The sequence below is a fragment of the Methylomonas sp. AM2-LC genome, from assembly GCF_039904985.1.
Classification (GTDB): Bacteria; Pseudomonadota; Gammaproteobacteria; order Methylococcales; family Methylomonadaceae; genus Methylomonas.
Genome location: NZ_CP157005.1, coordinates 2,955,848 through 2,968,276 on the forward strand (window position 1 = coordinate 2,955,848; position 12,429 = coordinate 2,968,276).

Genomic DNA, 12,429 nt, shown 5'->3' on the forward strand with positions numbered 1-12,429 from the left:
AAATGGAAAACACTCAACGAAATACGCCGCGTATCCCGCCCAAAAAACCACAGGACATTGCCCTTGCCCACTGGTTAAACACGCGCAAACCAGAATGGGATACGCTGGAAACCGAACTAAAAAACAACAAGCGCCAGCGTGGCGACGAACTGGTGGAAACCCGGCAACTATTATCGGGTTATCGGGCTTTATTAAGCGATTTATCATTATCCAGACGGGTTAACGGCGACACACTGATCACCCGTTACCTGGAAAGTTTGTTTCTAAAAGTACACGAAGAAATCTACCGCCCTTCCGGGCATCTATGGGCGCGTTTGCTCGATGTATATCATCTGGACGCACCGCAATTAATGCGCGAGTTAAAAAACACTTTAATCACCGCCTTTGCACTTTTCTTCTTATCGCTTGGCGTGGGTTGGTTATTGATTTACCACTATCCACAGCTCATTAGCTTATTCGCCTCCAGCAAAATGATAGACCAAGTACAAAGCGGACAATTATGGACGGATGGCCTGTTGAATGTCACCCCCTCTGCCGTTTTATCCACCTCTATTGCCGCCAACAATATTACTGTGACCTTAACCGCTTTTGCGTTGGGGGCTTTATATGGCGTGGGGACTCTTTATATTATTTGTTTAAACGGGCTAATGTTAGGCAGTATGTTCGCATTTACCGCCCCTTATGGATTAGATGGTCGCCTGTTTGCCTTTATTATTGGTCATGGCGTGGTAGAACTCAGCGTCATTATTATCTCTGGTGCGATGGGCTTACAACTAGGCGAAGCCCTAATCCGTCCCGGTACACGCAACCGTTTACAAGCATTTCAAGACACCTGTATCAAAGCCGGAAAAATCTTGCTGGTTTCCACCCCGTTTTTACTGTTTGCCGGTCTCATCGAGGGCTTCGTCTCTCCAGACCCCAGTTACAGCTTACTGTTACGCAGTATTATAGGTATCTGCAGCGGCAGCATTTTTTGGCTGATTTTGCTATTTGGCATACCTGGCAAACGTAACGATTATGTCATGAAATAAAATACAGATATGGGCACAGGAAAATGGCTAATACCCAGCCTGACCATTATTCCTTATGCTGAGATTGGTAAGGGTATGCGACTTTCAACTCAAGTCAGCGCCGCAGCTATGTGCTCTGCAAACGCTCTAACCTTGGCAGAATGCTTGCGTTCGGGTGGGCTCACAAGATGAATTGGAGATCGGGGTGATTCCCAGTCTGGCATGAGTCGCACAACTTCTCCACTTGCCAACTCAACGTCGAATAGCCAGGTGGGCGCATAGCCAATTCCCATTCCCGTTGCCACGGCTGAGAGAAGTACTTCACTGCTGTTGGTCTGAATATGCCCCTCAACACGAATACTCTTAGTGGCTCCCTTCGTTTCCGACGTACCTGCTCCAGCCGTAAATGTCCACAAATTGCTGTTGGACATCCCTGTATAAACAATGCAGTCGTGCACTTTTAGATCTTCCGGATTGACGGGAGCGCCTACACCTTCGGGTAGGGATCGCAGATAGTCTCGGTGGGCAAGCAGCATGAGCTGCGAGGTGCCAATACGCCGTGCGATCAGTCCGCTGTCCGGCAGGTCGCCGATCCGAACCGAAACATCAATCCCTTCCTCAACCAAGTTGATAAATCCATCGTGCAAGCGTAGGTCGATTTTGACATCGGGGTGTGCAGACATAAACGACTTCACCAACGGCATCAGCTTCAAACGGCCAAAGCCTACCGCTGCAGCCACCCGAATCCAGCCACGTAGTTGTCCTTCTGCTTTGATCAGGCTCGACTCGGCCTCAGCAATTTCGGCCACCAACCTTCGGGCTTGCTCGAAATAGCACTCACCTTCTTCGGTCAAGGCAAGAGACCGCGTTGTTCTAACCAACAGCTTTACCCCTAACTCCTTCTCCAAGGCGGCTACCTGCTTGCTGACAGCGCTTTGAGTTGCCCGCAACTCGTACGCGACAGCGGAAAAGCTGCCAGACTCGACCACTCTAACAAAAGTTCGCATTGCTGAAATGCTTATCCATATCCGCTAAATATATTCCAATTTCTACTTAATTATATTACCAGAACTAGTCTATACCAACCGAATAGAATATGTCAAAGTATAGACGTCGACCAACCCATTGCACACTCGTTTTTCAACTACCAAAGGAGATTACCCAGACTACCATCAGCGTTCCCACTGGTGAAGAAGATAGCCAAAACCGCCATAGACGTGACGTTGTGGGCAAAGATGGCCAAGCGGATGGGACGCATGGATGTCGCAATCAACAACGAAGTTAAAAGGAATTAGCAATAGTATTAGATTATTACTTGCCGTGGGAATAGCGGCAGCAATTTGTATATAGATATATGTTATTTGCAGCACCTTTTTCACTAATTCAACATTTCTTGAGGTATCACAAATGACTTCTCTTTACGATCCAATCACTTTGGGTAATTTACAATTAAAAAACCGCGTATTCATGGCACCACTGACGCGAAATCGTGCAGAACCGGACGGTGTACCAGGGAAACTCGCATCGACATACTACAGCCAACGTGCGTCGGCAGGCCTGATCGTATCAGAGGCCACGCAAATTTCGCCTATGGGTAAGGGGTATATCAACACACCTGGCATTCATTCCCGCGAGCAAATTGCTGGATGGAATAACATTGTGCAGCGCGTCCATGAAGCAGATGGACGGATCTTTGTTCAGCTCTGGCATGTGGGCCGAATCTCGCATAACAGCCTGCTGCCTGGAAATGCATCGCCATTAGCCCCCTCGTCGATCACGGCCAAAAGTCAGACCGTCCTCGCGACTGGTTTTGTGGATGTTTCTGAACCGAAAGCAATGACACTCGCAGATATTCACCAGACTATCGAGGACTATCGCAAAGCCGCAGCCAATGCCAAAGCAGCAGGTTTTGATGGGGTCGAGATTCACGCCGCCAACGGCTACCTAATAGATCAATTCCTTCAAACAAAATCGAACATTCGCACGGACGATTACGGCGGTGTCGCTTCCAATAGGGTTCGATTCCTCCGTGAAGTCGTCGAAGCAGTGCTGAGCGTTTGGGAATCGAGTCGAGTTGGAGTGCGTATTTCGCCCTTCGGCACCTTCAACGATATGGGCGACGAAAATCCAGAAGAAACATTTTCCCATGTTGTCGATGTACTCAATGATTTGCATCTGGGCTATCTACACGTTGTGGAAGCTTCGCCAGGGGAGACACCTGCAGGTGAGCGTTTGGCTGACTTGTTTAAACATCTGCGTGCACAGTGGAATGGTATTTACATTGTTAATGGGGGATACGATGCCGCACGGGGCGAACTCATCATCTCCGACAAACGTGCCGATGCTGTAGCGTACGGCCGTCTGTTTCTCGCAAATCCGGATTTACCAAAGCGTCTGCAGTACGGTGGACCACTGAATACACCCGATCAAACGAGCTTCTATGGTGGCACGGAACACGGCTACACCGACTACCCAACTTGGAACGAAAACGTTCAATGAATGGCGCATAATCGGCTAGGTAAGCATAGTTATCCATTTATATTTATATCCGCAGCCACCGCCTTTAAAAGCAGAGGCACCTTTGGCAACATGCAACAGATTTTAACAATACGACTGAAAAGGTGATGAAATGAAAGTAAAAGTAGGCGAAAAAATAACACCGTTCTCTTTAGAGACAATCACAGGGGAATCACAAATGGTTCCTGATCCATCACGAAAATATACACACTTGCAATTTCGAAGATTTGCCGGATGCCCTATCTGCAATTTTCATTTACATACCTTTTCTAAAAATGCAGATAATCTGGAAGCGGCAGGAATCATGGAAGTCATCATGTTCCATTCTTCAGTAGAAGAAATGAGGAAATATCAGAATGACCTACCTTTCTCGACAGTGGCCGACCCAAAAAAGAAGTATTACAAACAATTTGGAGTCGAAACGTCCTGGTTTGCATCGCTGCACCCAAAGGCCCTGTGGGCGGCCGTTAAAGGTATACTAATTGGCAAGATGGGCTTAAAAATGGAAAACGGTGCCCTCGGTTTGCCTGCCGACATTCTTCTGGATCAGTTGGGTACCGTCGTTGCCGTAAAATACGGTTCCCATGCCTATGACCAATGGGAAGTATCTGAGCTTTTGGAACATACCAATTGAAATGTTGCTCTACCGCAAGCACTGGAAGCACATCAGACAATGGTTGGGTACGATAACGGACTCTTTTGACCTAAACCAATTAATTGCTGGGTTCAACCGCCGGATGCGAAAAACCGTACGTGCGGTGGTGTGGCAGAGGTGGCGGGAGCAATCCCGTCAACCCGAGCCGATCGAGTTCAACACCGTCTATATAGGGATGATTAAAGTCACTAACCCGTAGTTGATAACTTTATTCTCCCTAATTGACACAAGAAGAAGTTTTAGCGGGCGTATAGTCAAAAAACATACCTACTTTAAAACTTTCTGCCATGTGTTCAGCACGGGTAATAGCCTGTTGCGCAGCTGTTTGCGGCAAAACCTCATACGCTGTTTGCCGAAAATAATCTAGCCAAACATCAAAATCTTCAATCTTTAGCGGTAAACGGGTATGAACCGGATACGGGCTACCATGATAACGATTAGTCTCCAACAGCGCTCTGGACCAAAAGTCTTCCACCACCCGGTGATGCTGATCCCAATCAAAAATAGCATTATTAAAAATATTCTTTAATCGCTCATCGCTAGCAGCTCTTTCGTAAAAGCACCGCACCAGATCAGCGATAACCTGTTCCGTAACGACTGTGTTTTCAGTATGCATAATGGCCTCTTGTGATAAAACAATCAAAAGTTAATCACTTCTTTACAACTTATTCTGGTGTGTCAGGTTCATCCGCTAAAATTAGAGAACAACCTTAGCAAGCTGTGGTTTGGTACGGGAAAGTTCTACCATCCAAGCCTTACAATTCTTAGTAATGATGAGACTGGAGCTATAATTGCTAACCTCTATTTCACTACAGCGTCTTGACTGTGTAGATAGTCGATATATTTTACAGTATATATCAAAGTTAATTTTAACATTCGTATGCACGAGTGCGCTACCAAAACGCCCGTTCTACCATCCACCATTAATTGAAAGAAAGCAGCGGAACTGGTAAACATGATAGAAATTGACGCCTTGTCTTTTTACAAAGCCTATGAAAAAAATCAACCGTTTATTTACACTTATATTATCAATAGTAGCCGTGTCGATACATATGGCAGGGTGCGCGACTATTAATAAGACTGAGCTAACCAATGAAGATTTACATACGACACAAGAAAAACTGGCTATAAAAAATAATATTTGTGCTGTATCAATTGCTATTATCAAGAACCGCAAAATCGATACAATTGATGATGCCACGGGTTGTCAGCCTGCGTTATCACTCAATCCAGACAGTATTTTTCAAGCAGCCTCCCTTGGTAAACCAGTTTTTGCTTATGCCGTACTTAAATTAGTTGATCAAGGAAAACTCGCACTGGATACCCCAGTAGTAAAGTATCTCCCTCAGGGTTATTTACATCGATCCAACCCCTTTGAAACTAAACCATCGTTAGCAGACGATTTGGTGAACGACCCTAGACTTCGAGATGTTACCGTGCGAATGATACTGAACCACACATCTGGATTGCCAAATTGGGCGCAAGGACCACTCAGTTTCGAATCTACTCCTGGTACAGAATGGCTTTACTCTGGGGAAGGTTACGTGTTGTTACAGCGTGCTGTCGAGGTAATTACCGGTGAATCACTTGATCAACTCATGATTACCCTGGTATTTACACCGCTTGGTATGTCCCATAGTGAATATGTTTGGAGCCCACAACTTGAGCAAAACTTGGTGCCAGCAATGACGTCCAATGCAATAGCAATAAAACCTTGGCATTTTAAAACATCAATTGCAGCTGCAACCCTTTATACCACCGTGGAAGACTATGCGAAATTCGTCGCTAGTGTTTTAAACAATGATCATTTGCTCAAGCAATTTACGAACTCTCCAGTAACGGTTGAACCAAAACTGAACTTGAGCTGGGGACTGGGTTGGGGTATTGAACGAAGTGCAAACGATCTTTTCATTTGGCACTGGGGAAACAATCCGGGTTACCGTGCGTTTGTAATGGCATCGGTACAATCGGGGGATGGAATTATCATGTTTACCAACAGTGACAATGGCTTAGCATTAGCCGAACCAATTACAAATAAAGTCTTACCCGGTAGACATAAAGTGTTTCAATTCTATATGCTTCGTGATGGATTTGCATATTTCATGTGTGAGGCATTAGGCTTTTGTATTTAAACTATTAGAAGGAAATTAACTAATCAAAATTCTACTAAACTTTGTTAGCGCTTGTTTAACATACCCGTTATGCGAAAATTTAATTGTCAAATAGCGTTTAAACTCTATAAATTATAGCTATACAGTTAAATGATAAACCAATTAAATTTAACCCCAACACTGTGTAAGTATTTAATTTTTGTAATAAAATCTTAATATTAAATCATTTGCCATTGTGTATTTTATTGGGTATAAATATTGTCAAGAGCAAAAGCTATTACTAACAACCAATGTTAGCTATGGAAAGTCACAGGGTTCGTGTTGCGCGGATTTCCGGATTACCTCTTAAATTGAAACTATTAAATTTATAGGTTTTTTAAAGCATTTTGGAGTGTAGTCGATGATACTTAAACAAATAAGTCGTTTAAGCAATATCATTCCTGCGGTAGCGCTTTGTGTTATTAGTACCACTGGCGCTTTCGCAAGTACTGTTGATATCAATTTTAACCAAGCGGTGTTCCAAGGAAGTCCTGGTCCACTCGCAACAGGGACAGCGGTTGATTTAAAGATCTCCGATACAGCGACCCTTAATGTATTGCAATTTAGCATAACCGCGAGCTTAACTGGAAAACAAGAGCTTACGCGTTTGTATCTGGATTTGCCAACCGCTAAAACGGCTGCGTTAACAGGCATTAGCGTCAGCAATCCCACCATCCTTGGTCAACCAGACTCGTTCTCGTATACCACGGTTAGTAACCCACAAACCGGCTCCGAATGGGCTGCCACGCAACTAATCGTTCCTAATAGCGCAACTGCCGCACAAACTGGAAAAAACGACTTATTAATTGCGTTTTCGCCTACCTCTATAACGGGTGCTGCTGGAAAAGGTGTACTTAGCGAGACTTTCAATTTGACATTTGCAGGGGCTAATATCAAGGCTGCGGACTTTTTGAGTCTTAAATCCAATGGCTTTAACGGTTTTGCCGAGATAGCCCTGCAAAGTGGTGCAACTAGCAGCGGCACTGCCGTTTTGGCAGGCGTTCCCGTTCCTGGTGCTATTTGGTTATTTGGTTCTGCTCTACTGGGTTTTATTGGATTTAACCGCCATAAAATCCGCTAGTTATAAACCATTAGCTGGTTAGGGTGGGCATGATAATGCCCGCCCGTTCGAGTTTTCAATCCGGGTAGGCATACTAAGTGTGCTCAACCTACTTTGCTGATAGTTGTGTGCATTAATATTTGTGAAAGCCAGTGAAAGTTTAGGTTCAGCATTTTTAGGGGTTTGACTATCATGAACAGGAATATCAGGTTTTGCTATACCAAAACTGGCAGCGTCAAACCATTTAGTATTACTCAGCCATAAACCTTGATAGTCAATGCCCAGCTGCTGATTAATAATAATTGTTTTCCGGCGTTGGACATCCATAAATACCAATCGGTTATTAGGTCCTATTTTAGCAGCCAGATGTTGTTGAAATTTTTCGTTATGTAATATTTTGGGGGATAACTGCAATAACGGGGTCAAGTAATCATTTACAATATGCCAGCTATCTGAGCGACCGGGCATTCGGCAATGAATATTTAGAGTACCGTTATGCGCCATATAAATGGAGTTAGTCACTCGAAACGGATGTGTATTGGTTCTAGTGATGTTTCCACGTGTGCATAAACGAAGGTGAATAACACACTCATATTTTTCTACCTGTAAATAAGCACGGCGCAGCTCATCAAAATTAGTATAGTGATGCCTGTAAATACTGATTTTTTGCGGGCCGGTAAAAGCCATTAAGCCATAACCGTGTGGATTATATTGGCTGGCTGAATGCAACAAATCAAGCTGAACAGGCACCCCTTTGGGTTTATGGATAATGAGACACATTATGTTATGCTACTATTGGTTATTGGGCGTTATACCGATGACAAAATGCAAACTTAAGAAATAGTCGAATTTGCTATCTCATAAATAAAGCATTATTTGCGCCAAATGCTCATGTCGTTACAGTACAAGCTTAGCAGACACCTAAACATAGTCAGTTTGCAGTACTGCAAACATTATAGAAGTGCTATAGAATCGAAATTTTTTGCACAAATATTGCACAGCAATGCTGATATTTGTGCAACATATCAGCAAGCATTGCTTGTGTTGCACCATAACGAAGCTATTCGCCGCCCTATCCTTTGGACAGTTTATTGACCGTTAGATGGCACTAGCCTGTTAATTAACCTTCTGGTAACTGCGCGATCTGTTATGCCATTCTTAATGCAGTTTGCCACATATTCATTAAGTGCAATCCTGGCAATAGTTATTGATGAATAAGGACCTTTACGCCCCTCTCTAACCAAAAAATACCCGCTTCGTTGGCTTCTAACAGAATAAATTCTATCCACGTCAAACACATGCACCTCAGTCAAAAAAATAGTGTATGTTTACTATAGTGCAACGTTGCAAAGAATAAAAACGATATAAAATGAATTTATTATCGATTTATTGAATAATCAAGTAGTACTCAATAATGAAGATGTCAAGGATTCAAACAGGTCTATGAGAAGATTTGCTGGGCTAAATTCCTTATTTTGCGTACTACAAAATAACTCGCCCAATCTTAACGCCTATCTATTAACAACAAACTAACATCTAATATTCAAAATAATGGCACGACCAACGCTGAAACAATCAATAAACATAAAGTCTGTATTTTGGTTAAACTATTCAGTTTATTGTTTATCCACACTACTAGCCAATGATAGAGGCAGATAGCACAAAAGACGTGATTTGTACCTGTAGTGGAACCACTAGAATACAAGTTTTAGAATTAATTGCTAATGGTAACAACACTCTGGACAGAATTTCCAGAATAACGGGTGCTTGTTCAGGATGTGGTGCTTGTGATACCGATATTATAAAATTACTTGAAATTCATCATCCAAACTGATTACTGCTATACATAGCTCAGTATCGTTGCTTTAAACAAGCTAATTCATTGCAGTAAACTCTGCTGCAATTTGTTTTATAGCTTGAGTATATAAGCTTTTAGCTGTTCTACCCCAACCTTAGGAGTATAAAAATGCAAAATAATCCTATTGCCTGGTTCGAAATTTATGTTCAGGACCTTGAGCGCGCAAAAAAATTTTATGAGCACGTTTTTGATATTACACTCCAGCCATTAAGTCCTCCGTTTCCGGGAATTGAACTATTGGCTTTCCCTGCTGATATGAATCAATACGGCGCAACGGGTGCGCTTGTAAAAATGCAGGGACACACCCCCACTGGCAACTCAACCTTAGTTTATTTTAAATGTACCGATTGTGCTGTTGAGCAAGCACTGGTTAGCCAATATGGCGGACAAGTGCAGCGAGAAAAAATGTCTATTGGCGACTATGGCTATATAGCCTTGGTATCAGATACAGAGGGAAATATGATAGGCCTACATTCCATGTAAGCCCTAACTATTCTTTGGCATCAACAGTTATCCACAAAAACTGTGGATAACATTGTGACCAACAGGTGACAACAGGATGTAAGTGCCTGGTTATTGGTAACCTACATTAGATTGACTAATAATTGGTCAACAGCAAATACCTTGATTGACATCAAGGCAAAAAATCGCAAATGCAGCATAATTTTACTTGTGTGGAGGTAGCGATGGACAATGACATTTTAATCAATCAGGCGCGTCAGCTATATGTAGTATTACATACACTGCAATTAATACCCTCCATGGAAAACACAGGAAAGTTAGAGCGTCTGGAACATTTAATACGATGCGCATACTGGCGCTATGTACGTCGTTTAAACCGTTGTGCGTTATGTTATCAATACCGTTCATATGAATGCATTCGTGTACCCGGAAAAAAAAGGACCCCTTGCGCACGTCGCTTGCCAACCAATCCTGTTGTGCACAGCCCGGTATAGTGGGCAAGATAAAAAAATACCTTTTGGCTTTAAATCTTTGCCAAAGTAAAAAAGCGCTCAACTTTCTAGGTTAAACATTAAAGAACTTATCATTGCGGTCGGGTAAAATTTAAAACTAATCTAAGCTCTTATCCACAAAAAAGGCCATACCCCTCATCTGGTATAGCCTTTAGCCATGAGTGGTGAGAAAAAACTATGACACTGTTATTGATTGAACCGACTGCTTACTACGTGTTACCCAACCCATCATGCATAAGCCTAACATCAGCATTGTCCACTCTTCTGCTTCTGGTACAGCAGAGGTAAATAGCTGATTGGCTGTTAAAGCATTACCGTTTTCGAGAACGGTCAAACCTGTAACGCCAGCATCTTCAAAGGCAAGCACATCAAATTTGTAGAGTCCTGAATTGCTAAATTGCACAGTGGCAGTTCCCCCACTAAACCCATGGTCACCATCTGCATTAAAAATGGTTTTACCACCAATCTGCAATTGCGAACCATCATCCGATAATATCGAAAATTGATAACTTCCAGGGGCGGTGATGGCAATGTAACCATTCAAAACCACAGCATGTTCTGAAAGATTTGTAATATTGTTGAGTGAAATATTACTTGCGTTAGCGCCAAGGTATTGGGCTAAAGTTGATCCATCACCAATCGAAGTATTACAAGACGGAAAACAGACTGAAGTTGCTGTAAAAGTTGCGGTTGGTGCCCCTGCAGCATTAATTAAGTTTTGCGTATTTGCTAACGAGCCTGGCCAAGTATTAAAAGCATAATAACTGCCATTTAATCCAGTGCCTGCAATAGTTGGAAGCGCAATAGTACTGCTAAAGGTATCAGCATAAGCATAGTTAAAGCTTGAGAATGTAAAAAATGTCAGTACTTTTAGAATGTGCTTACATTCGAATTTAGCTGAATTTAAAAACATCAGGTCTCCTTATCGCTAAAATTAACGATCAGTATTTATATTATAATTGTAATTTTGCTCAGGCAATAAATAGCCAGGCATTTGTAAATTGACAGAATAAAAACAAAAGAGAAGAAAATACGGATCATAAAGCTGAGTGCTTTATATTATTTAGTGCGCATTTAGAATCACTGTTTTTTCTTCGTTCAAAACATTATCATATAAACTGTAAGGTTACAATGTTTGGAACAAAATTGTATAGATGATGTCGGGTTATCTGACTACAATCATTGTTAATAAGCCGATTACAAAAGTCACTATTACTGAACATCGCGAGCGTTCGAGGTAAACTCTATAACTGAACAGTCTGTTTATGCAGCCCGCGTAGCCGCAATTATACTCAGTTAAATCTCTATCAACCTAGGCTTACAGAACGCTTATCAATCGCGATTTTTTTGCACTTGTACTGGTCTGCCTTACATTCCCCGATTACTCTTTTCACTTTGGTAATCGGGGGTATGCTGGGTTGCTAACAGATGGTTTTCACTTTGTACTTTAAGTCGCTTACGCACTAACCATCCTAACCACTTAGGCTTGCGGGTAATCAGGAAAATTTAATTTTGATAGAGTCTAATTTTATCCTACGGTATTAATTGTAAATAGGCTTTGCACTTTAAATTAGCATAATTTGAGTTATTCACAACACCAATATATGGGCCAGCAATAAACGGCGTGGCAATAGTGGTCTGTATCAGCTGGCTGTTAAAATCAACTTCACTAATAAATTGACCGGCAAAGTTGTAGCCCAAATCAATAGTTGGAATAATAAATGAAACTTTATGGATCTCTACATCAGGTATAAACTGTGTTGTAATGGTATTGAGTTCGCCCATTACACTACTTTGAGCCTCGATATTTGTTTCGTCAGCTTTATAGGTTTTTTTCCCTAACTTCAAACTTAGTGTGGTTGTAGCGGGTACATTTGGACGGCTTAAATACCGTAATTTTAATGAAATATCCTTGCCATTCGTACACTCATAATAATTAGGTGCCTCTGCCCAAGCTTGCACCATTACCATGCTCAAACATAAAGCACTAACGCTCATAAAGATTTTTTTAGTAACATAAAACTCTCCTATTCAATAAAATTAATATTTTAAGAAAATGTCAACTGATTTAGAACGAAGACTTACACTAACATATTTTATGTTGCAATTCTATTACAGTTGCAAAAAATTCTGGCTATTTACAAAATTAGATTTAAATCGACTTTCGGATAATTCATGATTTGATTGGGAGGGCTTGATCGACTT

13 protein-coding genes are annotated in these 12,429 nt (G+C 42.0%); 8 read left to right on the forward strand and 5 right to left on the reverse strand.

Annotated elements, in window-relative coordinates; all coding sequences use genetic code 11:
• The first annotated feature begins 2 nt into the window (after window positions 1-2).
• Entirely contained in the window at window positions 3-1,031 is a 1,029-nt protein-coding gene (locus tag ABH008_RS13315) for a stage II sporulation protein M (RefSeq protein ID WP_347986109.1), read from the forward strand.
• Window positions 1,032-1,120: 89 nt separating this feature from the next.
• On the opposite strand, the gene ABH008_RS13320 is transcribed toward ABH008_RS13315, so the two are convergent.
• A complete protein-coding gene (locus tag ABH008_RS13320) occupies window positions 1,121-2,017 on the reverse strand; it encodes a LysR family transcriptional regulator (protein WP_347986110.1) in 897 nt (298 codons plus the stop codon).
• Window positions 2,018-2,417: 400 nt separating this feature from the next.
• Between ABH008_RS13320 and ABH008_RS13325 the strand changes: the two genes are divergently transcribed.
• On the forward strand, window positions 2,418-3,509 hold the full coding sequence (locus ABH008_RS13325; protein ID WP_347986111.1) for an alkene reductase: 1,092 nt from the start codon (window positions 2,418-2,420) through the stop codon (window positions 3,507-3,509).
• A gap of 130 nt (window positions 3,510-3,639) precedes the next feature.
• Window positions 3,640-4,161: a peroxiredoxin-like family protein gene (locus ABH008_RS13330; protein WP_347986112.1), complete on the forward strand. Its 522-nt coding sequence runs from the start codon at window positions 3,640-3,642 to the stop codon at window positions 4,159-4,161.
• A 238-nt stretch (window positions 4,162-4,399) separates the two neighbouring features.
• Here the strand turns inward: ABH008_RS13330 and ABH008_RS13335 are convergent, their stop codons facing one another.
• Complete coding sequence (locus tag ABH008_RS13335) at window positions 4,400-4,798, reverse strand: group III truncated hemoglobin (RefSeq protein WP_347986113.1); 399 nt, start codon at window positions 4,796-4,798, stop codon at window positions 4,400-4,402.
• A gap of 376 nt (window positions 4,799-5,174) precedes the next feature.
• Here ABH008_RS13335 and ABH008_RS13340 point away from each other — a divergent pair, with 376 nt between their 5' ends.
• Together ABH008_RS13340 and ABH008_RS13345 are read left to right on the forward strand one after the other, a co-directional pair.
• A complete protein-coding gene (locus tag ABH008_RS13340; RefSeq protein WP_347986114.1) occupies window positions 5,175-6,314 on the forward strand; it encodes a serine hydrolase domain-containing protein in 1,140 nt (379 codons plus the stop codon).
• Window positions 6,315-6,693: 379 nt separating this feature from the next.
• The gene (locus tag ABH008_RS13345; RefSeq protein WP_347986115.1) at window positions 6,694-7,413 is read left to right on the forward strand and encodes a hypothetical protein; all 720 of its coding nucleotides are present in this window, start codon (window positions 6,694-6,696) and stop codon (window positions 7,411-7,413) included.
• Between the two features lie 18 nt (window positions 7,414-7,431).
• On the opposite strand, the gene ABH008_RS13350 is transcribed toward ABH008_RS13345, so the two are convergent.
• Window positions 7,432-8,172, reverse strand: a complete 741-nt coding sequence (locus tag ABH008_RS13350) for a class II glutamine amidotransferase (RefSeq protein WP_347986116.1) — start codon at window positions 8,170-8,172, stop codon at window positions 7,432-7,434.
• Window positions 8,173-9,034: 862 nt separating this feature from the next.
• On the opposite strand from ABH008_RS13350, the gene ABH008_RS13355 reads away from it, so the two are divergent.
• From ABH008_RS13355 to ABH008_RS13365, 3 genes are all read left to right on the forward strand, one after another.
• Window positions 9,035-9,226 carry a (2Fe-2S)-binding protein gene (locus tag ABH008_RS13355; RefSeq protein ID WP_347986117.1) on the forward strand — a complete coding sequence of 64 codons (192 nt, stop codon included), beginning with the start codon at window positions 9,035-9,037 and terminating at the stop codon, window positions 9,224-9,226.
• A gap of 132 nt (window positions 9,227-9,358) precedes the next feature.
• On the forward strand, window positions 9,359-9,733 hold the full coding sequence (locus tag ABH008_RS13360; protein ID WP_347986118.1) for a VOC family protein: 375 nt from the start codon (window positions 9,359-9,361) through the stop codon (window positions 9,731-9,733).
• A 203-nt stretch (window positions 9,734-9,936) separates the two neighbouring features.
• Window positions 9,937-10,206 carry a hypothetical protein gene (locus tag ABH008_RS13365; protein WP_347986119.1) on the forward strand — a complete coding sequence of 90 codons (270 nt, stop codon included), beginning with the start codon at window positions 9,937-9,939 and terminating at the stop codon, window positions 10,204-10,206.
• Between the two features lie 193 nt (window positions 10,207-10,399).
• Here the strand turns inward: ABH008_RS13365 and ABH008_RS13370 are convergent, their stop codons facing one another.
• Entirely contained in the window at window positions 10,400-11,137 is a 738-nt protein-coding gene (locus tag ABH008_RS13370) for a PA14 domain-containing protein (RefSeq protein WP_347986120.1), read from the reverse strand.
• Between the two features lie 620 nt (window positions 11,138-11,757).
• Window positions 11,758-12,222: a hypothetical protein gene (locus tag ABH008_RS13375; protein WP_347986121.1), complete on the reverse strand. Its 465-nt coding sequence runs from the start codon at window positions 12,220-12,222 to the stop codon at window positions 11,758-11,760.
• Window positions 12,223-12,429: the final 207 nt, after the last annotated feature.

Coding starts and splice junctions, on each gene's coding strand:
- ABH008_RS13315 (WP_347986109.1), top strand. CDS start 3: ATGGAAAACACTCAACGAAATACGCCGCGTATCCCGCCCAAAAAACCA.
- ABH008_RS13320 (WP_347986110.1), bottom strand. CDS start 2,017: ATGCGAACTTTTGTTAGAGTGGTCGAGTCTGGCAGCTTTTCCGCTGTC.
- ABH008_RS13325 (WP_347986111.1), top strand. CDS start 2,418: ATGACTTCTCTTTACGATCCAATCACTTTGGGTAATTTACAATTAAAA.
- ABH008_RS13330 (WP_347986112.1), top strand. CDS start 3,640: ATGAAAGTAAAAGTAGGCGAAAAAATAACACCGTTCTCTTTAGAGACA.
- ABH008_RS13335 (WP_347986113.1), bottom strand. CDS start 4,798: ATGCATACTGAAAACACAGTCGTTACGGAACAGGTTATCGCTGATCTG.
- ABH008_RS13340 (WP_347986114.1), top strand. CDS start 5,175: ATGAAAAAAATCAACCGTTTATTTACACTTATATTATCAATAGTAGCC.
- ABH008_RS13345 (WP_347986115.1), top strand. CDS start 6,694: ATGATACTTAAACAAATAAGTCGTTTAAGCAATATCATTCCTGCGGTA.
- ABH008_RS13350 (WP_347986116.1), bottom strand. CDS start 8,172: ATGTGTCTCATTATCCATAAACCCAAAGGGGTGCCTGTTCAGCTTGAT.
- ABH008_RS13355 (WP_347986117.1), top strand. CDS start 9,035: ATGATAGAGGCAGATAGCACAAAAGACGTGATTTGTACCTGTAGTGGA.
- ABH008_RS13360 (WP_347986118.1), top strand. CDS start 9,359: ATGCAAAATAATCCTATTGCCTGGTTCGAAATTTATGTTCAGGACCTT.
- ABH008_RS13365 (WP_347986119.1), top strand. CDS start 9,937: ATGGACAATGACATTTTAATCAATCAGGCGCGTCAGCTATATGTAGTA.
- ABH008_RS13370 (WP_347986120.1), bottom strand. CDS start 11,137: ATGTTTTTAAATTCAGCTAAATTCGAATGTAAGCACATTCTAAAAGTA.
- ABH008_RS13375 (WP_347986121.1), bottom strand. CDS start 12,222: ATGAGCGTTAGTGCTTTATGTTTGAGCATGGTAATGGTGCAAGCTTGG.